Raw genomic sequence first — 21789 nt, forward strand, 5'->3', positions numbered from 1 at the left:
AGAGAAGTTTTTTATGCCCCGTACTGGGCCCACAGTTCTTGCAGGAGCCCTGACAGATACGGCGTATGATGTGTGATGATATCCGCAAGCGTTGATTGTGCGAGCATATCTTGAAGCGCGCTTACAGGCAGTACGGATGCGACGTATAACAGGATAAACGCAAATAGATAGACTTCCAGAAACCCGAGCACCCCGCCCAGCAGTTTGTTGATCTGTTTAATGACCGGAATGCTGGCGATGATATTAAGGGCCGCTCCGATAATACGGAGCAGAATCTTTGCGATGATAAACAAAATGACAAACGCGATCGCATTGTAATAAGCCGTCTCTACGTTTCCTTTAATAAAGGAAAGAGCCGCCTGGCCGCCGGAAAAATCAGGCGCAGGTATAAAGCTCAAATGCGGCGCAAGGTTTTTGTAAAAAAGCGCCGCAAACGCAATCGAAAGGATAAAACTCGTTAAATATATAAATTGGAGGACAAATCCTCTTTTCAATCCAAGCAATGTGCCCATCAAGAGCAAAACTAAGATGATGATATCTATCATATGGTGTTCATTCCTTTTCTTTAAGCTGCCGCTCCAGTATTTCATATTTTTCTTGCAGTTTCATATAATCATGCACTACATTGACCGCAGTCAAAACAGCGAGCTTATTTATATCAAGATATGGATTTTTCTCGTTGATTTCTCTCATTTTATCATCAACCATTCCGGCCACATGACGCATGTGCGCTTTGCTTTCTTCCCCGATAATGGTGAAGTGCTGGCCGTAAATGTTAACTGTCGTTTTGGTTTTTTTGCCGTCAGACAACGTTTCTCCTCCATTCCGCGAGAATCCTAGTTCCTATCATACCACGATTATCGTTTGAATGGAAAGACGAGCCTCGGGCTGTTATGATACACTGGTATATACAGTGAAAAGTGCCAAAAAAGGAGATTATATCGTGTCCCATTCAGTTATAAAAGTATCCGCTTCCGCTATAGAACAAATGAAACATTCCTATGCCGGCTCCCTTACCCCCGCCGTTCCGCAGGGCGCCGTCTTCCAGGCTAAGCCGCCGGGCTGTACCATTACAGCCTACCGCTCGGGCAAGGTTCTCTTTCAAGGAAAAAACGCCGGCACAGAAGCGGCCCGCTGGGGAACGGCTGAGGCGCCGAAGGCAAAGAAAACCGTCAAAAAAGCGGCCGATCCGATCTACGCTCCCCCGGCGGGCATTGCGTCCATGTCGGTGATCGGCTCAGATGAGGTCGGAACAGGCGATTACTTCGGGCCGATAACGGTTGCCTGCGCCTACGCCGACAAAACAAAGCTTTCTTTAATGAAAGAACTGGGCGTCAAGGATTCGAAGGATTTAAAAGATCCGCAGATTATTGAAATCGCCAAACTGTTAATTAAAACCATCCCTTACAGCCTGCTTGTGTTAAAAAACGAAAAATACAATCAGATGCAGGAAAAAGGCATGAGCCAAGGAAAAATGAAGGCGCTACTTCATAATCAGGCGATTTCCAATCTGCTGAAAAAAATGAACGGCGTCAAACCGGAAGCGATTCTGATTGACCAATTTGCAGAGCCCGGCATTTATTTTAAGCATCTTTCCGGGCGGGATATCGTAAAAGAAAAAACGTTTTTCAGCACGAAGGCGGAAAGCATACACCTTTCCGTCGCCGCAGCCTCTATCATCGCGCGATATTCTTTCTTACTTGAAATGGATAAGCTTTCCCGTGAAGCCGGGATGACGATCCCCAAAGGCGCGGGGCCGCACGTCGATGAAGCTGCCGCCAAGCTGATCATCAATAAGGGAGAAAATGCGCTCAGAACATTCACCAAACTTCATTTTGCCAATACGCAAAAGGCGAAGCGCCTTGTTGAACGGAAGCAGTCATAATAAAAAAAGCTTGCAGAGTGATCTGCAAGCTTTTTTCTTTAGCCTCTTAATACGGCCTGATATGTTTCTTCGAGCGCTTTCAGCACATTTTCATGGACTTTTGTCACTTCTTCTTCTGTCAATGTTTGTTCAGGATTGACATATTGAAGCGAGAAGGCGACGGATTTTTTGCCCTCTTCCATATGCTCGCCTTCGTACACATCAAAGACGGTCACTTCTTTCAACAGCGCGCCGCCGGCATCTTTGATAACGGCTTCGAGCTGTCCGCTAGTAACGGTTTTATCTGCAACAAGCGCGATGTCACGCGTGACGGACGGGTATTTCGGAATCGCCGTGTACACGAGAGGTTCTGTTTCTTCGGTCAGAAGCGCGTGCAGATCAAGCTCGAACACATACGTTTCTTTGATATCCAGCTCTTTTTCCATTGCCGGGTGCACCTGTCCGATAAATCCGGCAAGTGAGCCGTTCAAAAGAATGTTTGCGGTCCGGCCGGGATGCATGTTTTTGCGTTCTGACTGGACAAATTCAATCCGGTCTGACACATTCAATTGATGCAGCAGGCCTTCAACGATTCCTTTGACAACGAAGAAATCAACCGGCTTTTTCTCACCCTGCCATAAGTTTTTGCGCCATAATCCGGTTACAGCTCCGGCAACCCGTTCTTTTTCAACCGGTTTTGTATTTTCTTCCTTCGTCAGAAATACAGAACCCGTTTCGTATAATGCAACGGAATCAGTCTGTCTGGCCAGGTTGTATGAAACGGCTTCAAGCAGATTCGGCACGAGGCTGTGTCTGAGAATGCTTCTTTCCTCACTCATCGGCAGAGCCAGCATCGTGTTGAATGATTTTTCGATCGCAAAAGCGGCCGCTTTTTTATCATTGGTCAATGAATATGTGGTCGCTTGTGAAAGACCCGCTCCTTCAAGGAAACGTCTCACTTTCCGGCGTTTTGCCTGATACGGTGTCAAGCCGCCTGTCGTGCCGGCCGTTTCCGGAAGCGTGGACGGAATATTGTCATATCCGTACAATCTTGCCGCTTCTTCAATCAGGTCCTCTTCGATTTTAATATCTCCGCGGCGTGACGGCACCGTTACAACGAGAACGTCTTCAGCTTCACCGACTGCAAAACCGAGCCGCTTGTAAATGCTGATGATTTCTTCCTTAGCGATTGTCATGCCGAGCACGGCGTTCACCTTCTCAACTGACACGTGAATGTTGTTCGCTTCGATTTTCAGATGGTTTTCTTCAACCGTGCCTGACAGCACTTCTCCGCCCGCATACGCCTGAATGAGACTGCAGGCCCGTTCAGCTGCAAGCAGAACGCGTGCCGGGTCAATGCCTTTTTCATATCTGGCGCTCGCTTCGCTTCTCAGCCCGAGGTCTCTCGACGCTTTGCGGACGGTCTGTCCGTCGAAATAAGCGGCTTCCAGTAAAATCGAGGTGGTGTCTTCACGGACTTCAGACTCGGCTCCGCCCATTACTCCCGCGACTGCTTGCGCCTTTTTTCCGTTTGTGATGACCAAATGGCTGCTTGACAGTTTGCGCTCCTGTTCATCGAGCGTTACGATGGTTTCGTTTTCCGCCGCTTTTCTGACGACGACCTCTTTTGAACCGAACCGGTCGTAATCGAAAGCGTGAAGCGGCTGGCCGTATTCAAGCAGGACGAAGTTTGTAATGTCCACGACGTTATTATGCGGGCGGATGCCTGCATTCATCAGCTTCGTCTGCATCCAAAGCGGTGACGGGCCGATTTTGACGTTTTTAATAATTTTCGCGGCATAAAGCGGGTTGGCCTGCGTATCTTCAATCTTGACAGAAACAGCGTCCGCCGCTTTTTCTGCCACTGTTTCATATGAAGTCTCCGGAAGCTTTACCTCTGCGCCTAGAATAGCCGCGACTTCATAAGCTACGCCAAGCATGTTCATCGCGTCGGCGCGGTTCGGCGTTAAGCCCAATTCTAAAATCGCATCGTCAAGCTGAAGGGCGGCCATTGCGTCAGCTCCCGTTTCAGCATCATTTGGAAACACGAAAATGCCTTCCGCATATTCTTTCGCCACGAGCTTGCTTTCAATGCCGAGCTCCTGAAGGGAACAGATCATGCCGTGAGATGCCTCGCCGCGAAGCTTGGCTTTTTTAATTTTGAAATTGCCGGGAAGCACGGCTCCGACCGTTGCAACGGCAACCTTCTGTCCTTTATCAACATTCGGGGCGCCGCAGATAATCTGCACGGGTTCCTCCGCACCGATATCGACAAGGCATTTGTTGAGTTTGTCGGCATTCGGGTGCTGTTCACGTTCAAGCACGTGTCCGATGACAACGCCTTTTACGCCTTCCCCTTTATACTCAATACCTTCAACTTCAATACCGGCTCTTGTAATTTTTTCTGCAAGCACGGCCGGGTCGATTCCCTGCAAGTCAACGTAATCTTCTAACCATTTATAAGAAACAAACATGTGTATCCTCCTCTTACGCCTGTTTAAACTGCGAAATGAATCTGACATCATTGGTATAGAAATGGCGGATATCTTCAATGCCGTATTTCAGCATCGCGATACGTTCAACACCCATCCCGAAAGCAAAACCCTGGTACTCTTCAGGATTGAACCCGGCCATTTTCAGCACGTTCGGGTGAACCATGCCGGCGCCGAGAATTTCGATCCAGCCTGTTTTTTTGCAGACGGAGCAGCCTTGTCCGCCGCACTTAAAGCAGGTCACATCCACTTCGACAGAAGGCTCTGTGAATGGGAAGAAGCTCGGACGGAGCCTGATTTCACGGTCTTGGCCGAACATTTTTTTCGCGACCAATTCAAGCGTGCCTTTCAGGTCGCTCATGCTGATTTTGCGGTCCACGACGAGACCCTCGATCTGCATGAACTGATGGGAATGTGTCGCGTCATCGTTGTCACGGCGATACACTTTACCGGGACAAATGATTTTGACGGGGCCTTTTCCTTTATGTTTTTCCATCGTGCGTGTCTGCACCGGTGACGTCTGCGTTCTCATCAGCATTTCTTCAGTAATGTAAAAGCTGTCCTGCATGTCGCGGGCCGGATGTTCCTTCGGCAGATTCAGCGCTTCAAAGTTATAATAATCCGTTTCCACTTCAGGGCCTTCTTCTACGGTATATCCCATACCGATAAATAAATCTTCAATTTCTTCAATAACGACCGTCAGCGGATGGCGTCCGCCGATGTTTACCGGACTGCCCGGCAATGTGACGTCAATCGTCTGGCTGCTGAGTTTTTTATTCATTTCTTCTTGTTCAAGCTGTTCATTTTTCGCCGTTATGACTGCTGCAATGCGCTCTCTCACTTCATTGGCGAGGGCTCCCATTTTCGGGCGCTCTTCGGCGGACAGTTTGCCCATGCCGCGGAGAACTTCTGTAATCGGCCCTTTTTTTCCGAGATATTGCACCCGAATATCGTTAACTTCTTTTAATGAACCAGCCGCTTCTACTTTTTCTGCAGCTTCCAGTTCGAGCTGTTTAAGCTTCTCTTCCATCATGCATCCTCCTTTTATGTAAACCAAACCGTTCTATGCCTTTTTCAGAAAACAAAAAAACCCGCCCCTTAGAGAAGGGACGAGTTGTGGCCGCGGTACCACCCTTTTTAAGGCAGACTTCATCTGCCGAAAACTTCATTGACATAACGGAAACGATCGTTCCGGTTCACCTTTACGCGCGTTCTGCGCGGTCCCGGTGACAACTCGAGAGGTGAAAATCAATTTCTGTGCTGCGATAAAAATGCTTTCAGTCAGCGGCATTTTCTCCCTGGAAGGCAGTGTGTGCAAAAATTGACGTCCTCTGTCACGGTTTTTACATTATTGCTATCTATTATAGTGAAATTCGCGGCTTTGCGCAACCTATCCTCTGAGATGATATACCAGGATTGCGGCCGCCACCGCCACATTCAGCGATTCCGCCTGTCCGTACAACGGAACATACAGGTTGAGATCTGTTTTTTGCAGAAGGCCGGCGTCCACTCCCGCTCCCTCGTTCCCGACGATTAACGCGAACATTTCTTCAGGCTTCACGCTTTGATAAACCGCACCGTTTTCGAGCGCCGTACCGTAGATCGCGACACCTTGTGATTTCAGCTCATCGGTAAACTCATCAAGCGGACGTTTCAAAATGGGAATATGAAAGTGAGATCCTTGGGCTGAACGCAGCGTTTTTCCGCTGTATGGATCTGCCGTCCCGTCACCAAGAACAACGGCGTCGATACCCGCCGCATCCGCCGTTCTGATCATTGTTCCTAAATTCCCCGGATCCTGCACGGCATCAATCAGAAGGAGCCGCTTCAGCTGATCAGGTTTCTCTTCCGGCATATGGCAGACTGCGGCGATCCGCTGCGGCGTTTCCGTTTCCGTCACGGCTGAAAACGCGTCTTCGCTCAGCACATAACAAGGAATGCTCATGTCCAGATCGGCCGGGATGGCGCTCTCATCTTTTACGAGAATTTCTTTTACCGTTCCCTTTGATTTGAGCGCTTCTTCTGCCAGATGCTCTCCTTCTATCAGAAATGTATTCGTTTTAAGTCTCTCTTTTTTTGTGTGAAGTTTTTTCCAGTCCTTCACTTTTTGGTTTTTTGCAGAGTCGATTCGTTTCACTTTATTTTTGTGCTCTCCTTTTTTCATGCATGTTGTTATTATATCTCAAGAACAGCACATAATAAACCGCGTGCGCGGTAAGAATATGCGTATCACATTCAGGAAAAAGGAGCGGTTGTAATGGATCTTAATTTACGCAACGCCGTTATTGCCAATGTAACCGGCAATAACCAAGATCAGCTGGAGCACACTATCGTTGACGCCATCCAAAGCGGTGAAGAAAAAATGCTTCCTGGCCTCGGCGTATTATTCGAAGTTCTTTGGCAGCATGCGTCAGAATCAGAAAAAAATGAAATGCTCAAAACACTTGAAGGCGGATTAAAACCTGCGCAATAAGCATGAACCGGGTGATGGCACACCCGGTTTTTTTGTATAATAACGGCGAGGGGGATCGCCATGCAGTTACAGCCGGAACTGGCAAAGAAATTGATTGCCGAAGTCAAACACATGTACAGCCGCGAAGTGATTATTGCCGATACAAAAGGAATGATCATCGCGGGCACCAACGAGGCGCGCGCCGGATGTTTTCATGAAGGCGCACTGATCTGCGCGCGCGAAAAACGGAATGTCATCATTACAAAAGAAGATGAAAAACGGCTCGAGGGCGTAAAAGCAGGACTGAACCTCCCCGTTTTTTCGGGTCATGAGGTGATCGGAGTATTCGGTCTGACAGGAAACCCTGACGATATCCTGCCTTTTGGAGAATTGCTCAGAAAAATGACAGAGCTGTTTATTAAAGAAACGCGCCACATGGAAGAAGCGCAGTGGCGTGCGAGAATGATTGAATCTTTTATGGTTGATTGGCTGCAGTTAAAGGAATGGTCCCCGGGCTTTATAGAAAAAGCAAAGCTCCTCGGCGCAGATCTGCATTCACACCGCCGGATCATACTCATTCAAGGCCGTTATAAACAATATGAAGCGGAAGAGCTCGGGCGAATCTGGCAGAACGAATGCCCCGAAGACCTGTGTGTCCGCTGGGGAAATGAACGCATTCTCATAAACCATGAAACAAACTCAAGTTCTAAGCAGCAGCTGATCAAAAGAATCGGCGCTGTTTTTGGGCAGCCTGTCACGGCCGGCATCGGTCGGATTGTTCCGGGAGAGCGCCTCACGGAATCATACGGACAGGCGGAGAAAGCTCTTTCGGCAGGCATTGCCGACAAGCAGGCCGTCTTTGAAGAAGATTTAAAACTGGATATGTGTCTTGCCGAAATTGCGCCCGGGACACGGTCGGAATTTTCACGCCGTGTTCTCGAGCATGTTCTCGGCCGTGAAGAACTTCTTGATACGCTGCGCGCCTTTTTCGACCGGCAATTATCGTTAAAGCGCACCGCTAGCGACATGCACATTCATATTAATACATTGCGCTACCGTCTTTCCAAACTGGAATCATTGACAAATATGAAGCTTGACCGCCCTGAAGACATTACGGCTTTTTATTTGGCGCTTCGCTTTTTAGACTAACATACAAAAAACACGTAATATCATCGTCATTTTTCATATGTTTCTCCATAGTGCGCGGAATCATTTTTCTTTACAATTAAATGAAAACGCTTTTCTAATCAGGGAGGTTGGGAGAATATGATTTCACGAGAGGCAAAGGAACAGTTCATTCTAGCGGTCGGCAAGGAGAATTATGATGATTCGGCGGCGGGGCGTCTTGTGTATTCGTACGATGCGGCCCCTCAGCTACAGGCCATGCCGGATGCGGTAATAGCCCCCCGCTGCGCGGATGACGTATCACGTATACTAACGATTTGCAGCAGGCATGACATTCCGATCGTGCCGAGGGGTTCAGGCACAAACTTATGCGGCGGCACATGTCCGTCTGAAGGCGGTCTTGTTCTTTTATTCAAACATATGAACCGCATTCTTGAAATTGATGAAGAAAATTTGACGGCAACCGTACAGCCGGGCGTGATTACGCAAGATATGATCCATGCGGTGGAACGGAAAGGTTTATTTTATCCGCCTGATCCGAGCAGCATGAAAATATCGACCATCGGCGGGAATATTAATGAAAATTCCGGCGGGCTGCGCGGACTGAAGTACGGCGTCACCCGGGATTATGTGCTCGGCCTTGAAGCGGTCCTGGCATCAGGCGATATCATCCGCACAGGCGGAAAGCTGACAAAAGATGTCGCAGGTTATGATCTGACAAGGCTTTTTGTCGGATCTGAGGGAACGCTCGGCGTTGTGACGGAAGCGACTTTAAAGCTTGTTCCAAAGCCGGAAACGAAAAAAACGCTTCTCGCACTCTATGAACATATTGAAGCGGCTGCGGAATCTGTTTCTGCCATCATTGCTGAAAAAATCATTCCGGCGACACTCGAATTTCTGGATCAGCCGACACTGCAGGTCATTGAAGATTACGCCAAGATCGGGCTTCCGACCGACGCAAAAGCCGTCCTGCTGATCGAACAGGACGGTGACAGTGATACGGTCAGACGCGATATGAAAAAAATCGAAGCCATCTGTAAAAACGGAGCCGCCGTATCCGTCCAAACGGCTGAAACCGAGGAGGAGGCATTCGCCCTTACAGAGGCCAGAAGATCCGCATTATCAGCCCTTGCCAGACTGAAACCGACAACGATTCTGGAAGATGCGACCGTGCCCAGATCACAAATTGCCAGCATGGTCAAAACCATTAACGAGATTGCAGAAACATACGGCTTGTCCATCTGTACTTTCGGCCACGCAGGCGACGGCAACCTTCATCCGACGTGCACCACCGATATCAGAAATACAGAGGAAATGGAACGTGTCGAAAAAGCCTTTGCCGCCATTTTTGAGAAAGCGATTGAGCTGGGCGGAACGATAACGGGTGAACACGGGGTCGGCATCGTGAAAGCGCCGTATTTAGAAATGAAGCTGAAAACAGAAGGCATCACCGCAATGAAAGCGATCAAACAAGCGCTAGATCCCCAAAACCTGCTGAATCCGGGCAAAATATTCGCCAATTCATCAAGGAAACGCGTGGTGGTGATGAAATGACAACAGCTAAAGAGCAGAAGCAAATTCAAAAAGAATTCAAAAGCCGGATGGATGAAGGTGAATTGCTGAACTGTATGCGCTGCGGCTTCTGTCTTCCTTCCTGTCCGACCTATATAGAATCGGGATTTCAAGAATCCCATTCGCCACGCGGCCGGATCGCCCTGATGAAAGCCGTCACAGACGGACTGATCGAGCCGGATGAAGATGTCGAGCGCTCACTTTCGCTGTGTCTCGGATGCAGGGCATGCGAACCCGTTTGTCCCGCAGGGGTTAATTACGGACAGCTGCTTGAAGAAGCAAGGGATATCATTCATCAAAATAAAAAACATAAGCCGGGCGTGCGCCTTTTGCGGAAAGCCGCCTTTACCGGGCTTTTCCCTCATCAAAACCGCATGCAGACAGCGGCAAACCTTCTCGGGATATATCAAAGGTCGGGATTGCAGGCCGCCGTCAGAAAAACCGGTATGCTGCGCGTTTTGCCTGAGCATCTGCGCACAATGGAACAAGTGCTTCCGCCCGTCCCGAAACGGAAAGACATGAAGGAACGCCCGCGATTTCTTCCCGCCGCGGGTTCCGTTAAAAAACGGGCCGCTTTTTTCTCGGGCTGCTTAATGGATACGATGTTTTTAGCGACAAATCATGCGACAACTGCGCTGTTACAGGCGGCCGGATGTGAAATCGCGGTTCCGGAGGGTCAGGCGTGCTGCGGCGCGCTTCACGGGCACAGCGGAGAAAAAGAGACGGGAAAAGAACTCGCCAAGCGGAATATCGCGGCCTTTGAGGCGCTTGACGCTGATTATATCATTACAAACGCCGGCGGATGCGGCGCCTTTCTTCAGGAATATCCGCATTTACTGAAAGATGAACCTGACTGGGCGGAGCGCGCCAAACAATTCGTCCGGAAGCTCAAGGATTTTTCATCCGTACTGGTTGAACTGAAGTTCCATCAAAGGAACCTTCGGGCGCAGTCCCCTCATATCGTCACATATCAGGACTCCTGCCATCTCCGAAATGTGATGCATACGTCAGAAGAGCCGCGCACGCTTTTGAAAAGCATTAAAGGGGCTGAGTACAGAGAAATGGAAAAAGCCGACAGCTGCTGCGGGTCGGCGGGTATTTATAATATAACAGAATCAGAAATGTCTATGAAAATATTAGACAGCAAGATGAAAGCTGCCGGAAAAACGGAAGCGGCCGTCATCGTGACAGCCAATCCCGGATGCCTTCTGCAAATGCAGCTCGGCATATTGCGTGAAGGCGTAACAGACCGTGTCCGCGCGGTTCATTTGGCGGACTACCTTCTGGAAGCGGCAGATTTGTCATAAACCGAAAGCAGAGAGACCGATCGGCTCTCTGCTTTTATGATGCTGCAATGTGCGGATCGGCGGCGGATTTATCCGGGTATTGAAGCTTCCAGTCTGGCACTCGGATCACGCCATACGTTTGCCCATTTCTTCACAGCCGCAATGATAATCACAAGTCCGAGAATGAGCATGATAATGGATAAAACACCATTCAGCACATTGTATCCTGCCGCTTCGGGATTCAAATACACATACCTCACCATCCAATACCCAGCATAGTTGACGGTCACGTACAAATAAGCGAGGGGAATCAGGCATGTCAGCATATAGCGCCGCTTATCGGCTATTTTCAATACGACGGTCGCACCGATGATTAATCCGACAGAAGCCATAAGCTGATTGGACACGCCGAACAGCGCCCAAATGGAGCTGATGTCGCCCGAATACAGAAGATAGCCCCACAGCAGGCAGGCGAGCGCGCTTGAGAAAATCGAGCCCGGCAGCCAATCTGTTTTTTTCAGCGGCTTATATACCTCTCCGAAAAACTCCTGAATCAAATAGCGGGCGACACGGGTTCCCGCATCAATTGCCGTTAAAATAAACACCGCTTCAAACATAATGACAAATTGAAAAAAGTATGAAGCCAAATGACTGAAAAAAGGAATTTCCGTAAAGATATAAGTCATACCGACGGCAAGTGTAACAGCGCCTCCCGTTCTTCCTTCCAGACTGAGCCCGATTTCTTTGCTCAATTCAGGCAGGTGGACGACATTCATCCCAAGCGTGCGGAATATTTCAGGCGTGCTGTTAATGGCAAAATAGTCGGCGGGCTCAAGAGCGGCAGCTGCAATAAGCGCCATGATTCCGACGAGACATTCAACAAGCATCGCTCCGAAAGCAACAGGCTTTATATCACTCCATTTATCCAGCATTTTCGGGGTTGTGCCGGAACCGACAAATGCATGAAAGCCTGAAATGGCGCCGCAGGCAATCGTTATTGAAATAAACGGCCAGACTGGACCCGCGATCACCGGTCCGCCGCCGTGAATAAACTCTGTCACGGCCGGGAATTGAACGGCTGGATTTACGAAAAAGACACCTGCGATTAATGCGGCAAAAACCCCGATTTTCATAAAACTGCTTAAATAGTCACGCGGGGCAAGCAAAAGCCAAACCGGAAGCGCCGCGGCGAAAAATGCATAGACGGGAAGCGCCGCCGCGAGTGTTTTCGCATCCAATGTCAGCATGTCGCCGAGAGCCGTTGTTTGCAGCCACGGCCCGATCACAACACCGGCCATCAGTAAAAGAAAACCGACAGTTGATGCTAGTTTGAGATTGCCCGTTTTTTTATAGTAGACGCCGACCCCCATGGCGATCGGAATCGTAATCCCTACCGCAAACGTTCCCCACGGGTTTTGTTCAAGTGCATGCAGCACAACCATCGACAGCCCCGCCATCGTGATCGTAATGATAAACAGCATGGAAAGACCAGTGCAAAAGCCTGCCACCGGGCCGAGCTCTTCTTTGGCGACTTCAGAAAGCGTTTTTCCGTTTTTCCGCATCGATGCAAACAATACGACAATATCGTGCACGGCTCCTCCGATCACCGCCCCGATTAACAGCCATAAAAGCCCGGGCAGATAGCCGAACTGTGCCGCCAGAATCGGTCCGACAAGCGGGCCGGCGGCAGCGATTGCCGCAAAGTGGTGCCCGAATGACACCCATTTATTTGTCGGCACATAATCTTTCCCGTCCTCAAACACATGGGCCGGAGTCGGTGTCTGATCATTGATTTTTAATACTTTGACCATCATAAAAGTACCGTAAAGCCGATAGGCGATCGCCAAAATACATATAGACGCTATGACGATTGTAATCGCATTCATTTAGTCCCAGCCCCTTTTCTCTTTTTCTAAATATTATCACAATTATCAAATGACAGGAGATGATTTTTTGCGTGAAAAAAGCCGGCGGCAAAGCCCGGCTTTTCGGAACATTATTTTCCTGATAAACGGATGACATTCCAGGACAGCGGCGTAAAATGAGCCGTTATTCCTTCGGCGCTTGCGGAAGATGTCCCGTTCGTGTGCGGAATGACTTGTTTTCTGTTTTTTTGATTGGTCGCTTTCATATCCTGATGCTCGAGCACGATATGCTCAATGATGCGGTAATTTTCAAACCCTCTGAGCTTTATCTCCGTTTCCATCAGTTCCTTGCTTTTGTTGACGGCAAAAATGGTCAGGGTTTCATCCTCTTCATGGTAAACGGCTGCGGCATCAACATACGGCACATCCGTAAAATCCGCGGAGTCGTATTTCGGGGAGGTCACCAGCAGCTTCATTGAAGTCCCTCTTCCATAGAGAGAAGCGTGCATGTAAGGGTAAAAGATCGGCTGCCTCCATGCTTCTCCGCCCTTTTCTGTCATGATAGGCGCAATCACGTTAACAAGCTGGGCGAGACAGGCGATCTTTAGTCTGTCCGCATGCTGCAGCATCGTAATCAGCAATGAGCCGATCAACAGCGCATCTTCAAAATTGTAGATGTCTTCAAGAATCGGCCGGGCCGTAATCCACGGTTCCACTTTTTTATCCGCTTCATTTGAGTGATACCACACATTCCATTCATCTAATGAAAGCTGAATCGTTTTTTTGCTGCGCTTTTTCGCTTTCATATAATCACATACGGCTGTTACGGATTTGATAAAATGGTCTAAATCCATGGACTTCGCCAAATAATTTTCAAGATCATTTTCATGGTTGCCGTAATACGTATGCAGTGAGATGTAATCCACATGCTCGTACGTATGCTCCAGCACCTCCGCCTCCCACTCGATAAAGGTCGGCATGCCGCTGTTTGAGCTTCCGCAAGCCACCAATTCAATCGTCGGGTCCGTCCATTTCATTACCTTTGCCGTTTCAGCGGCGAGCCGCCCGTATTCGTGCGCCGTTTTATGCCCGATCTGCCAAGGGCCGTCCATCTCATTTCCTAAGCACCATGTTTTTATGCCGTAAGGTTTCTCATATCCGTGCGATTTTCGTAAATCGCTCCAGTATGACCCTTCAGGATGGTTGCAGTATTCAACGAGGTTCCTGGCGGCATCGATTCCTCTCGTCCCGAGATTGACCGCCATATTCACTTCGGCATTCACTTTTTTTGCCCACGTTAAAAATTCATTCGTCCCGACTTCGTTCGTTTCTGTCGTCTGCCATGCCAAATCAAGCCTCCGCGGGCGGTCCTTCACAGGTCCGACGCCGTCTTCCCAATTGTAGCCTGAGAGAAAATTCCCTCCCGGATAGCGGATGAAGGGCACCTGCAATTCCTTGATTAACTCCTGTACATCTGTTCTGAAACCGTCCTGGTCGGCTTTCGGGTGTCCGGGCTCATAAATGCCTTCATACACCGCCCGGCCCATATGTTCAATAAATGAACCGTAAATCCGTTTGTCCACTTCACCGATGATATATTCTTTATCTGCTGTAATTCCCGCTTTTTTCATTATGTTTCCTCCCTCTCTATCCCTTCACTCCGCCGACTGTCAGGCCGGAAATGAAGTATTTTTGGAAAAACAAGAATATGATGATAACCGGCAGTATCGCAAAAACGGAACCGGAGATCAGCATGTCATAGTTATTGCCATACGGACTCAGCAGCCCTGAAAGCCCGATTGGAAGCGTAAACATTTCTTTCGACCGAAGCACGATCAGCGGCCATAAAAAGTTATTCCAGCTGTTTAAAGATTGGAGAATGATCATTGCTCCGAATGCCGGTTTCATGAGCGGCGCCATAATTCTGAAGAAAATTCCGAATTCCGTGCAGCCGTCCATTCTCGCTGAATCAAGCAGATCCTTCGGAAGGCCGAGCGCATATTGCCTGAAAAAGAACACGGCGACAGGCGACACGATAAACGGCAGAATCACCCCCGTATAAGAATCGATCAAATGAAGGCCCACCGTCAGTTTAAATAACGGAAGCATCATCACTTCAAGAGGCACCATCATAATGATCAGCACAAGAACGAAAATAACATTTCTGCCTTTAAACTCGTAGACACCGAGTCCGTAGCCGATCATAGAGGAAAAAAACAGCGTGAGAACCGTGGTGAGAACGCCGAGCAGCAGGCTGTTAAAAAACCACTTAAAATAAATGCTTCCCCCGTGGAACAGATACGTGTAGTTATCAAGGCTCATCACATCCGGATCAAGACGCAGATTCAGCCCGATGCGCATCAGCTCAGATGACGGCTTTAGTGAACCGAGCAGCAGGCAGAGCAACGGAAAGATATACAGCAGGCTCAGCATGATAAAAAACAAGGTAAACGCAACTCTGTACACAAGAGACATGTGATTGTGACGCACCGCTTATCCCTCCCTTTTAAACGAACCGGACAGTTTCAGCGAAACAAGGCTTACCAGTAAGATGACGAGCAAAAGGACAATTCCGATTGCGGCACCGTACCCCATTTCGTTATACGCAAGCCCCTGCTGATATAAATAACCGACAAGCGTGAGGCCGATATTGCCCGGGGAATTATTCTGCCAAAGCACATAGCTTTCCTCAAACATTCTGAAACCGCCGATAATACTGATCGTTAACACATAAACGGACACCGGCTTTAAAAACGGGAGGGTAATATGCCGGAACTTTTTCCACGTACTCGCCCCGTCAATTTCAGCGGCTTCATATAATTCTTTCGGCACGTTCTGCAATCCGGCCAAAAAATAAAGAATGTTAATGCCCATCCATCTCCATGATGCAAGGAGCACCATTAAAAACATGCCGGTTCCTTTGTTGTTGAGCCAGTTTTGGGGCGAGGCGCCGAGCTTGATCATCAGCTCATTTGCCAGCGATGTATTCATTTCTCCGAACATCAGCCGGAATATAATGCCCGCTACGATGGTCGATGTTAAAGCCGGTACAAACAGTGCCGATTTAAATACATTTCTGAACATGACGAGCTTCGAATTCAGAAACACCGCCAAAAGAAGCGGCACCGGAATCAGCACGACGAGCGTCCAGAAGGTATATTCCAATGTATTAAATAATGCGGTATAAAAGGTTGGATTAAGAAGAGCGGTATAATTGGAAAACCCGACAAATGTAACTTCTCCCGGCAGTATCCGCTGAAAGCTCATGATAAACACACTGATGATCGGATACAAAAAGAAAACGAGAAACGAAATGATAAAAGGCGCCGTAAATAGATAAGGCGCCGCTTTTTTTGAATACAGCACATTGCGCCGGCGCGGCTCTCTCCGGACTGCAGAAACGGTTTGCGCTGTCTCTGTCTTTACAGGTCTCATAAAAGCTCCCCCGCTTTCTCTGTTAAATTGGGCGGCTTCTTATTTTTCCAATTGCTGTGCCGCCTCGTCCAAGGCTTCCTTAGGTGTTTTTTCCTGCGTCTTAAGCGCATCGAACAGCACCTGTCTGACTACGAGATCAGCCGCTTTAGAGAAGTCTTCATGCAGATAAATCGGATTGATCTCATCTTTTATTTCAAGGAGTGAGGAAAAAATTGACGTACCGTTCCGGAAGAAATCAGTGTACTTGTTTTTCTCCTTCAATTCTTTTGAATTCCACACGTCCCAGCGGAGCGGATCAAAGCCGAGCACTGTCCACAGCTTAATATTTCCTTCCTTTGAACCTTTCGCAAATCCGAGAAATTCTTTCGCGAGCTCCAGATGTTCAGCCTGTTTCGGCACGACAGTGGCTGTTCCGCCCAAGCCCGCTGATCGGTCACCGCCTTCTTTCCAGGCCGGCATAGGGTAAATCGCCATTTTTCCTTTTAAGTCAGGCATATAATCGATAAACCGTCCCATGTACCAAATGGGCATCAGCACTGACGCCGCCCCGCCCTGATTCATAAAACCGTAGTATTCTTCGCTGTGATGGCCGCCGCCGGGAGCCGGCAGAAGGGTTTTATCATTTACCATATCCTTTAAGTAATTCAATGTGTCTATATTCGTTTTACTGTTCAGAATCAATTTGCCGTTTTTGCTGAAGTAGCCTGATCCTTGCTGCGAAATCATGGAGAGGAATGTGGCGGAGTCATTTGTTTCAACCGTTCCCATCGGTTTTCCCGTGATTTCGCGCACTTTTTTCCCTGCCCGCCGGTAATCCTCCCATGTCTTAATAGAGGCGGGATCAACGCCCGCTTTTTTCATGATATCCATGTTGTAAAACATGACGGTCGTCCCCACATGTGTATCAAGGCCGTACAATTTGCCGTTTTTGCTGTATAGGGCAAGACGCGCTTCCACAAACTTATCGCGGTCTTTTTCAATCAGCGGAGTCAGATCGGCAAGCGGGATATCCTTTCCTTTCAGAAAGTTCGAGAACCGGCTTAATTCCACGTCGGCTATATCGGGAAGCCCCTCACCCGCGATCAGCGAAACGGATAGATTATCATGCATTTGTCCATAAGGATAAACAACGGTATTCAGCTTAATTTTCCGCTCCGGATATTTCTGATTCCATTCTTTGACCATCTCCTGATAGAACTGTTCGTGCAGTCCGTTAAACGTCCAAAAAGTCAGCTCCGTTTCTCCCGGCCGTCCGGCAGTCCGTTCTTGTGAACAGCCGGCGGTAAACAATAAGAGCATCATCACCACCAACCATACAGCGGTCGTTTTTTTCATGTCATTCCCCCTCCACTTTAGGCCGTACGGCTATTGAAGCAAATGATGTGCAAAGAGCGCTGCATGTTCATTTATGATGGTCAAACCGGTATAACGGTCTCTCAGTGTGTGCGCATGCTTAAGCGCGGCGCAGACAAGGTCCTTATTGACACCGATTTCATCGAAACAGGCTGGACCTCCCGCAGATGTGAGCCACCCGGCAATTGTTTTGCCGTCAGGAAGCCCCTCATATGCTGATTGAATCGCCTCGCGAAAGTTCGGCGGCAGTTCTGCAAGCTTTTCGTGACAAGCCAGTTCTTTGTAAATATCACTCAGCACCGCGCACGCACACCCCACCTTCGCACCATGGAGAATCGGAGGCTGTTTTGTCTTCAGCATATCCATCTCAATCCAATGCGAGATGTGATGCTCTCCTCCTGAGGCGGGACGGGAGTGATCAAGGGCAAGCATGACAAGGCCCGAAACGATCAGCGCTTCCATCAGTATCTCAATGCCGGTCTCTGTCCCCGCGGCAATGTCAGCGCGGTGATCAATGCACTGCCAAAGCGCATCTTTCACAAGCTTCGCCCCTGCTTCTGAGTATGGCTCATCCGCAAGCCTGCGGGATATCTCCCAATCTGCCAGCGATGTTATTTTTCCGAGCATATCGCCGAAACCCGCGGCTGTCATCGAGCGGGGCGCGTCTTTTAAAAGATTCGTATCCGCAAAGAGGGCGATCGGCGCTTTCGTTTGAATCGTCGTTTTGATTCCGTTTAATATGAGCGGCGCGCCCGCCGATGTAAAACCGTCGACTGACGGAGCGGTGGGGAATGATATAAACGGTAAACCGCGCTGATAGGCGGCAAACCGTGTAATATCGTGAATCGTCCCTGAACCGGCTGCAATGATTACATCCGTCTCTTCCGCGATATTGATCAGCGTATAGACCAGTGTCCTCTCATCAGCCGCAGCGGCCCCGGCTTCATGCTCCGGAATGATGAGCTTTGCCGCTTTAACCCCGCCGGCCTTCAATTCGTCCGCAAGCACCCGTCCCGCCGCCTCGTAAGTGTTCCGGTCACAGACGATCACCGAATGTTTCCAGCATTTTTTTTGCAGAAATCTGAGCAGCTCTTCTTTTGCAGTCGCTCCGATCACGATATCTTCTATTTGAATAGGCGAGCAGCTGCCCCCTTCTCTGTCAAACTCGGATTGAATGTCCGCCGGAGAAAGTTTCATAAAAGGATTCCCTCCTTCGCTAATTCTGTCAGATCTTTAATAGAATCGAGTACGATGTCAGGTTCATAAAGACGGGGCACCCCGAGTTTGGCCGATCCAGTCATAACCAATACGCTTTTCATTCCGTACAGCCTGCCCATTGCGATATCTGATTCGAGGCTGTCTCCGATAATGGCGCATTCGACCGGGGGAAGCCCGAGCGCTTCACATGCCGCTTCAGCCATCAGCCAAGACGGTTTGCCGACGACAAGCTCCGTTTTTGCTCCGGCAGATGCTTCAATGGCCCCGATCATTCCCGCGACATCCATGGCATGGCCGCCTTCATTCGGAAAGGATCGGTCCCGATTCGTGGCAATGATGCGCGCGCCGGAGGAAGCTGCCTTAAAAGCGAGATTCAGATCCTCATAGGTGACGGTTTCATGCAGGGAGATGACAAGCCAGTCTGCCGCCTGCGGTTTTTGCGCCATGGTGACACCCGCTAAAGCGAGTTCATCAGTCAGCCCTTTCTCCCCTAACACCCACACCTTTGACAAAGGATAATGCTTCTTTAAAAATGATGCCGTCACACTGGAGGACAGCACGATGCTCCGTTCATCCGTCCGGATGCCGGCACCGAGCAGTTTCTTCCGGCACATTGCCCTTGATAAATTGCCGCGGTTGCTTAAAAAGACAACCGATTTGCCCAGTGACTGAAGGGTGTGAATGGCTTCTGTTGCGCCGTCAATCAGCTCCTGCCCCCTGAATATGGTTCCGTCTAAATCAATCAGAAACCCGGAGGCGTCAAGTTTGGCCATAATAAGCATTCGCCCCGTGTTTTCTGTAAAAGTGCTTATCATGCAGCACTCTGTCGATCGGACTGAGCTGTTTGTTCAGCATAAGAGAATGGTAGGCCATTTCCGCCACTGTTTCGAGCACTACGGCGTTATGCAGGGCATTCAGCGCGTCCGTTCCCCAGCAGAACGGGCCGTGGCTGTGGACGAGGACACCCGGATTTTGTTCATACGGTTCATTTTGAAAGGTTTCCGCTATGACTTTGCCTGTATGATATTCGTAATCTTTCACAATCTCTTCTTCATACATTTCCCTCGTGCAGGGTATAGCGCTTTCAAAATAATCCGCGTGAGTCGTTCCCAGTGCGGGAATGTCCCTGCCTGACTGTGCCCAGCTCGTCGCCCAGCGGGAATGTGTATGAACGATTCCGCCGATAGCCGGAAAAGCTTTATACAGATAAAGATGGGTCGGCGTGTCAGAGGACGGCTTCAGCGAGCCTTCCAGAATGTCTCCGTCCTCATTCAGGACGACCAGTTTGTCCGCGGTCAGTTCACTGTAATCGACACCGCTCGGTTTAATGACAATTCTCCCGCTCTCTCGGTCGATGCCGCTGACATTTCCCCATGTAAACGTGACAAGGTTATGTTCCTCAAGCTTCAGATTGGCGGCGAGCACTTCTTCTTTTAACGCTTCAAGCATAGCGGCTCTCCCCTTTCACGAACTCACGGTTTTTAATGGCTTTCAGGCGTTTCATGACATTGTTTTCTTTGCCGAAGTAGTGAACGAGCTCTTTATATTCCGCATATAAGCTGTCATAAATCTCAGCTCTTTCCCGATTCGGGACATAAGAGGCGTCTTTTAATTTCCCCATATGCGCGCAGGCTTCAGCAATATTGGAGAAACCTCCGTTTTCCCGTCCCGCAGCGAGCGCTCCGAAAATCGCGGAACCCAGCGCAGGCGCCTGCGGAGACCCGGATAATTTAATGTCCATATTTGTGATATCTGCATAAATCTGCATGATAAAAGGATTTTTTTCAGCGATTCCTCCGGCTGCGTAAAGCTCTTCGACCGGAACACCGTTATCCCGGAACGTTTCGATAATCATCCTCGTTCCGAAAGCCGTCGCTTCAATCAATGCCCTGTAGATTTCTTCCGGCTTCGTGTGCAGCGTCATGCCGAGCATCATACCCGTCAAATCAGCGTCCACTAAGGTTGACCGGTTTCCGTTCCACCAGTCAAGCGCGAGAAGACCGCTTTCCCCCGGAATAAGCTCAGCCGCTTTTATGCTTAAAAGCTCGTGAATATCTATGTGTTTATCCTCTGCTTCCTTCTCATAGTCCCTCGGAACACACGTTTTGACAAACCATTCAAAGTGGTCGCCGACACAGGACTGCCCCGCTTCATATCCGGCATATCCGGGCAAGATGCCGTTATTGACGACTCCGCACATACCGGGGACGATATGTTCTTCCTCGCCAAGCAGCACATGACAGGTGGACGTTCCCATGATCATCAGCATTTTCCCCGGTTTTGTAATGCCGACCGCCGGCACTGACACGTGGGCGTCGACATTGGCTACGGCAACGGCCGTCCCCGGCAGGAGCCCGGTCAGCTCCGCCATTTTTTCGGTCAGCCCGCCTGCCTTTTCCCCGACTGAATAAATGGTTCCGCTTAATTTATCCTTTGTAATCGTTTTCATTAACGGGTTGAGCTTTTCGAAAAAATGATCCGGCGGATACCCCGTCTCGTCATTCCAGATTGCTTTGTAACCGGCCGTACAGTTGCTTCGCTTCAATGAACCGCACAATTGATAGACAATCCAGTCTGCCGCTTCCACAATCCGATCTGCCGCCTCGTATATATGCGGCGCTTCTTCCGCGATTTGCATGATTTTCGGGATCATCCATTCCGAAGAAATTTTACCGCCGTATCTTTTGAGAAATGTTTCGTTTGTGTCCTCGGCTATACGGTTTAAACGGTCCGCATATTTTTGAGCCGCATGATGCTTCCACAGCTTCACATAACTGTGAGGCTCCCGTTCAAATTCCGGCAGCATACAGAGCGGATGTCCCGATCCGTCTACCGGCAAGATGGTGCAGGCGGTAAAATCAATTCCTAAGCCGATCACGTCTTTCGGATCAGTGCCCGTCTGCTGAAGCAGGCTCGGAATCGCCGTTTCCAGAACTTCGATATAATCGGCAGGATGCTGAAGCGCCCAGTCCCGAGGAAGTTTTTCACCCGTCTTCGGCAGCGTACGGTCGATGACAGCATGAGTGTATTCTTTTACAGCGGATGCGATTTCTTCCCCTGTCCGGACATTGACGAGCACCGCCCGGCCTGACAATGTGCCGAAATCGACACCTATCGTATACGCCAT

Annotated in this window: 19 protein-coding genes; 5 read left to right on the plus strand and 14 right to left on the minus strand. The window is 49.3% G+C overall.

The features are described from left to right. Positions 1-11: 11 nt before the first annotated feature. Together QRX25_RS13330 and zapA are read right to left on the minus strand one after the other, a co-directional pair. Positions 12-545 (minus strand): CvpA family protein, encoded by a 534-nt coding sequence (locus QRX25_RS13330; protein WP_212098620.1) that lies wholly within the window; start codon positions 543-545, stop codon positions 12-14. Between the two features lie 7 nt (positions 546-552). Next, entirely contained in the window at positions 553-810 is a 258-nt protein-coding gene (zapA, locus tag QRX25_RS13335; protein WP_003152533.1) for a cell division protein ZapA, read from the minus strand. 133 nt (positions 811-943) lie between these two features. Here zapA and rnhC point away from each other — a divergent pair, with 133 nt between their 5' ends. Beyond that, entirely contained in the window at positions 944-1885 is a 942-nt protein-coding gene (gene rnhC, locus QRX25_RS13340) for a ribonuclease HIII (protein WP_212098624.1), read from the plus strand. Between the two features lie 38 nt (positions 1886-1923). On the opposite strand, the gene pheT is transcribed toward rnhC, so the two are convergent. From pheT to QRX25_RS13355, 3 genes are all read right to left on the minus strand, one after another. After that, the gene (gene pheT / locus QRX25_RS13345) at positions 1924-4338 is read right to left on the minus strand and encodes a phenylalanine--tRNA ligase subunit beta (protein WP_115997720.1); all 2415 of its coding nucleotides are present in this window, start codon (positions 4336-4338) and stop codon (positions 1924-1926) included. 13 nt (positions 4339-4351) lie between these two features. Next, complete coding sequence (gene pheS, locus QRX25_RS13350) at positions 4352-5386, minus strand: phenylalanine--tRNA ligase subunit alpha (RefSeq protein WP_115997721.1); 1035 nt, start codon at positions 5384-5386, stop codon at positions 4352-4354. A gap of 360 nt (positions 5387-5746) precedes the next feature. Continuing rightward, on the minus strand, positions 5747-6493 hold the full coding sequence (locus QRX25_RS13355; RefSeq protein WP_115997845.1) for a TrmH family RNA methyltransferase: 747 nt from the start codon (positions 6491-6493) through the stop codon (positions 5747-5749). Positions 6494-6613: 120 nt separating this feature from the next. Here QRX25_RS13355 and sspI point away from each other — a divergent pair, with 120 nt between their 5' ends. The 4 genes from sspI (at position 6614) to QRX25_RS13375 (ending at position 10812) form a co-directional block, all read left to right on the plus strand. After that, entirely contained in the window at positions 6614-6829 is a 216-nt protein-coding gene (sspI, locus tag QRX25_RS13360) for a small acid-soluble spore protein SspI (protein ID WP_013353118.1), read from the plus strand. A gap of 60 nt (positions 6830-6889) precedes the next feature. Then, positions 6890-7957: a CdaR family transcriptional regulator gene (locus QRX25_RS13365; RefSeq protein ID WP_115997722.1), complete on the plus strand. Its 1068-nt coding sequence runs from the start codon at positions 6890-6892 to the stop codon at positions 7955-7957. Between the two features lie 117 nt (positions 7958-8074). Further along, positions 8075-9487 (plus strand): glycolate oxidase subunit GlcD, encoded by a 1413-nt coding sequence (glcD, locus tag QRX25_RS13370; RefSeq protein ID WP_212098627.1) that lies wholly within the window; start codon positions 8075-8077, stop codon positions 9485-9487. Beyond that, positions 9484-10812 carry a (Fe-S)-binding protein gene (locus QRX25_RS13375; RefSeq protein WP_115997724.1) on the plus strand — a complete coding sequence of 443 codons (1329 nt, stop codon included), beginning with the start codon at positions 9484-9486 and terminating at the stop codon, positions 10810-10812. Before glcD ends, QRX25_RS13375 begins: the two co-directional genes overlap by 4 nt. Positions 10813-10880: 68 nt before the next feature. Here QRX25_RS13375 and cstA read toward each other — a convergent pair whose 3' ends face one another. From cstA to araB, 9 genes are all read right to left on the minus strand, one after another. After that, on the minus strand, positions 10881-12677 hold the full coding sequence (cstA, locus tag QRX25_RS13380; protein WP_115997725.1) for a carbon starvation protein CstA: 1797 nt from the start codon (positions 12675-12677) through the stop codon (positions 10881-10883). 110 nt (positions 12678-12787) lie between these two features. After that, positions 12788-14287 carry an arabinosylfuranosidase ArfA gene (gene arfA / locus QRX25_RS13385; RefSeq protein WP_212098630.1) on the minus strand — a complete coding sequence of 500 codons (1500 nt, stop codon included), beginning with the start codon at positions 14285-14287 and terminating at the stop codon, positions 12788-12790. A 16-nt stretch (positions 14288-14303) separates the two neighbouring features. After that, complete coding sequence (gene araQ / locus QRX25_RS13390) at positions 14304-15131, minus strand: arabinooligosaccharides ABC transporter permease AraQ (protein ID WP_038463275.1); 828 nt, start codon at positions 15129-15131, stop codon at positions 14304-14306. A gap of 18 nt (positions 15132-15149) precedes the next feature. Beyond that, the gene (gene araP / locus QRX25_RS13395) at positions 15150-16091 is read right to left on the minus strand and encodes an arabinooligosaccharides ABC transporter permease AraP (protein WP_115997727.1); all 942 of its coding nucleotides are present in this window, start codon (positions 16089-16091) and stop codon (positions 15150-15152) included. 39 nt (positions 16092-16130) lie between these two features. Next, complete coding sequence (gene araN, locus QRX25_RS13400; RefSeq protein ID WP_115997728.1) at positions 16131-17426, minus strand: arabinooligosaccharides ABC transporter substrate-binding protein AraN; 1296 nt, start codon at positions 17424-17426, stop codon at positions 16131-16133. A gap of 30 nt (positions 17427-17456) precedes the next feature. Continuing rightward, positions 17457-18641 (minus strand): sn-glycerol-1-phosphate dehydrogenase, encoded by a 1185-nt coding sequence (locus QRX25_RS13405; protein WP_212098633.1) that lies wholly within the window; start codon positions 18639-18641, stop codon positions 17457-17459. Next, complete coding sequence (araL, locus tag QRX25_RS13410; protein ID WP_373925703.1) at positions 18638-19444, minus strand: sugar-phosphatase AraL; 807 nt, start codon at positions 19442-19444, stop codon at positions 18638-18640. The genes QRX25_RS13405 and araL overlap by 4 nt, the downstream gene beginning before the upstream one ends. Then, positions 19422-20111 (minus strand): L-ribulose-5-phosphate 4-epimerase, encoded by a 690-nt coding sequence (araD, locus tag QRX25_RS13415; protein WP_003152509.1) that lies wholly within the window; start codon positions 20109-20111, stop codon positions 19422-19424. The genes araL and araD overlap by 23 nt, the downstream gene beginning before the upstream one ends. Further along, positions 20104-21789, minus strand: coding sequence for a ribulokinase (gene araB, locus QRX25_RS13420; protein WP_212098639.1), 1686 nt, complete (start codon positions 21787-21789; stop codon positions 20104-20106). Before araB ends, araD begins: the two co-directional genes overlap by 8 nt.

The organism is Bacillus sp. L381 (genome assembly GCF_030284525.1).
GTDB lineage: Bacteria > Bacillota > Bacilli > Bacillales > Bacillaceae > Bacillus > Bacillus amyloliquefaciens.

Bases quoted from the DNA above. Each gene is read 5' to 3' on its own strand.
- QRX25_RS13330 (WP_212098620.1), bottom strand. From the start codon at position 545: ATGATAGATATCATCATCTTAGTTTTGCTCTTGATGGGCACATTGCTT.
- pheT (WP_115997720.1), bottom strand. From the start codon at position 4,338: ATGTTTGTTTCTTATAAATGGTTAGAAGATTACGTTGACTTGCAGGGA.
- pheS (WP_115997721.1), bottom strand. From the start codon at position 5,386: ATGGAAGAGAAGCTTAAACAGCTCGAACTGGAAGCTGCAGAAAAAGTA.
- sspI (WP_013353118.1), top strand. From the start codon at position 6,614: ATGGATCTTAATTTACGCAACGCCGTTATTGCCAATGTAACCGGCAAT.
- QRX25_RS13365 (WP_115997722.1), top strand. From the start codon at position 6,890: ATGCAGTTACAGCCGGAACTGGCAAAGAAATTGATTGCCGAAGTCAAA.
- glcD (WP_212098627.1), top strand. From the start codon at position 8,075: ATGATTTCACGAGAGGCAAAGGAACAGTTCATTCTAGCGGTCGGCAAG.
- QRX25_RS13375 (WP_115997724.1), top strand. From the start codon at position 9,484: ATGACAACAGCTAAAGAGCAGAAGCAAATTCAAAAAGAATTCAAAAGC.
- cstA (WP_115997725.1), bottom strand. From the start codon at position 12,677: ATGAATGCGATTACAATCGTCATAGCGTCTATATGTATTTTGGCGATC.
- arfA (WP_212098630.1), bottom strand. From the start codon at position 14,287: ATGAAAAAAGCGGGAATTACAGCAGATAAAGAATATATCATCGGTGAA.
- araQ (WP_038463275.1), bottom strand. From the start codon at position 15,131: ATGTCTCTTGTGTACAGAGTTGCGTTTACCTTGTTTTTTATCATGCTG.
- araP (WP_115997727.1), bottom strand. From the start codon at position 16,091: ATGAGACCTGTAAAGACAGAGACAGCGCAAACCGTTTCTGCAGTCCGG.
- araN (WP_115997728.1), bottom strand. From the start codon at position 17,426: ATGAAAAAAACGACCGCTGTATGGTTGGTGGTGATGATGCTCTTATTG.
- QRX25_RS13405 (WP_212098633.1), bottom strand. From the start codon at position 18,641: ATGAAACTTTCTCCGGCGGACATTCAATCCGAGTTTGACAGAGAAGGG.
- araL (WP_373925703.1), bottom strand. From the start codon at position 19,444: ATGCTTATTATGGCCAAACTTGACGCCTCCGGGTTTCTGATTGATTTA.
- araD (WP_003152509.1), bottom strand. From the start codon at position 20,111: ATGCTTGAAGCGTTAAAAGAAGAAGTGCTCGCCGCCAATCTGAAGCTT.
- araB (WP_212098639.1), bottom strand. From the start codon at position 21,789: ATGGCGTATACGATAGGTGTCGATTTCGGCACATTGTCAGGCCGGGCG.